The 2372-nt window shown below is 71.5% G+C and carries 1 protein-coding gene; it reads right to left on the bottom strand.

Annotated features, from left to right (window positions below; translation table 11 throughout):
* Positions 1-168 precede the first annotated feature (168 nt).
* A complete protein-coding gene (locus ACFV9Q_RS19070; protein ID WP_377235682.1) occupies positions 169-2139 on the bottom strand; it encodes a glycoside hydrolase family 76 protein in 1971 nt (656 codons plus the stop codon).
* Positions 2140-2372: the final 233 nt, after the last annotated feature.

Raw genomic sequence — 2372 nt, 5'->3', positions numbered from 1 at the left:
GTTTTTTTGTTTGTGGACCAACCAACAACCAAAAACCCCGGGCCTCAAAGGGAAGGGCCGCACCAGCGGGTCGGTCGGACAGGCCGGTCGGACAGGCCGGTCGGACAGGCCGGTCGGACAGGCAGGCGGCGCAGGCCGTCAGCTCGGACCGGCTGACGGCCCGGGTCGTCAGCTCGTCTCGTACGCCGCCGTCACGTGGTAGACGCCGCCGCCCCAACCGTCGGCCGGGAACGCGTCGGACACGCGGATGTAGGCGGCCTTGTCGGCGCCGAGGTGCTCGGTCAGGTCCAGGGTGTGCTCGGCCCGGTTGGAACCGTCCCGGATCTGCTCGTCCTCGGCCAGGACCGTGGTCCAGCTCTCGCCGTCGGGGCTGACCTCGACGACGTACTGGTTGTCGATCGTCAGCGTCGCCTGGGCCGACGTCGTCCCCGCGGGGAACGGGAAGCGGTAGACGAAGGCGCTCTCGCCGTCGGCGTACCGGCTGCCGCCGCCGCTGAAGCCGGAGCCGCCGGCGTCGAACAGCCAGGGAATCTCCTCCGGCGACCCGGCCGCGAAGTCGACGACGGCCGCGACCAGCACCTCCGCCCGCGCGGTGTAGGTCAGGCCCGACCGCGCGGTGACGGTGACGCTCACCGGGTAGCTGCCGTCGGCGGTGCCCGCCGGGATCCGCACGTCCACCGGGAGGGTGGCCCGCGCGGGGTCGGCGTGGCCGGACGAGTTCAGCCGCAGCGTCCGGTCCGCGGTGACCTTCCAGTCCCGCGGCCCGGTGGTCCGGACGGTCACGGGGAGCGTCTCGGGCCGGGCGGACGTCGCGGCCACCCCGACGTCGAGCCCCACGCGCGTGGCCTGGCCGGTGCTCGGCATGACGGCGACGACCGCGGGCGAGGCGGCGGCCGACAGGGTGCGGGCCGGCTGCTCCCGCGGGACGTCGGCGATCAGCGCGCTCAGGGCGCTGGCCTGGGTGCGCCAGTCGAACACGTTGGGCTGCTCGGCGGTGCCGCCGGCCCAGCGCAGGCCCAGCCGGCCCACGACGTCGCGGTCGTTGGCCCAGACGGACGCCGCCTGGTCGGCGACGAACTGCGTGTACGCCGGCTCGCCCGTGGCGTCGGCAAGCTCCATCAGGTACCGCTGGAAGATGCCCTTGAACTGCTTCTGGTTGTCGTCGCAGCTCCGGCCGGCCGCCTCGCACCACTCGGTGAGCACGCCGTCCTTGACCAGCACGTCGGACCCCAGCGCGGAGTCGGCGAGGTACTTCGCGGTGTCGAGCAGCTCCGGGTCGCCCGTGGCCCGCCACAGCTCCAGCGCCGCGCCGATGCCGAGGCCCTGGTTGTAGGTCCACACCGTGTCGTTGTTGCTGGAGCAGTCGTCGCGGAGCCCGTCGTTGACCAGGCCGTTCGCATTGATCATGCCGCTGCCGACGTACCAGTCCCAGGCCTCCTGGGAGCGGTCCAGCCAGAGCGTGTCGCCCGGCAGCCGGTTGTGCAGCTCGGCGGTCAGGCGCACCCACTGGCCGTTGGTGACGGCGTTCTTGTACGTGCGCTCCTCGTTCCACCAGATGCCGCCGCCGCAGGTGCTGGTGTCCCAGAACTCGTTCATGAACTCGCCGATGGTGACGGCCATGTCGAGGTACTTCTCGTCGCCGGTCAGGTCGTAGGCGGTGACCCAGTTGAGCCCCCACCACCCGGAGTCGTCGATGGCGCGGCTGGTGAAGTTGCCGTAGATCTCGTCCGTGGACCGCTCCCCGGCCGGGAACGGGCCCTTGTTCGTCTCGAAGCTGTGGTCGAGCTCGGCCAGGTAGCGCCGGTCGCCCGTGCGCGCCATGTAGTCGCCGATGGTCTGCAGCGCGACGGCGGAGTTCCACCAGCTCGACGCGAACCACGCCTTCTGCTGGTCGTAGGAGTCCATCAGCACGTCGGCGGAGACCCGCGCGTCGGCGACGGCGGTCGCGGCGTCGACGTCGTCGGTGGCGGCCGACGGCGCGGCGTCGGCGGACACTGCGCTGGCCGACACGGCGGCGTTGGCCGACACGGCGGCGGGTTCGGTGGGTGGTGGCCCGGCGTGCGCCAGGGCGACCGGTTGCAGCCCGGCGATCACGGCCATGGCCAGCAGGACTCGTCGGGTACGACGGAACATCGACATCGATGGGCTCCTCCCCCTGGGCGCGACGTTGCCCCCAGGCGCTCGTGATTTCACCCAAAACCTACAGGACAATAGGATGAAATACACCCATTCGATGACAGCGGTGTCGTCGGCGTCTCCGACGGGTACGAACCGGGCGAACGCTCAACCGCCGAGCCCACCGATCCCCGTCGACCGGGAGCGCCCCGTGAAGTGGGGTTTTTCCCCCCCCCGCGGGCCCGGAGCAAGGCGAC

The sequence above is a fragment of the Promicromonospora sp. NPDC059942 genome, assembly GCF_042731755.1.
In the GTDB taxonomy this organism is placed as follows: Bacteria; Actinomycetota; Actinomycetes; order Actinomycetales; family Cellulomonadaceae; genus Promicromonospora.
The sequence above is the reverse complement of the archived record's forward strand: the minus strand, read 5'-3'. Positions and strand labels throughout refer to the sequence as shown.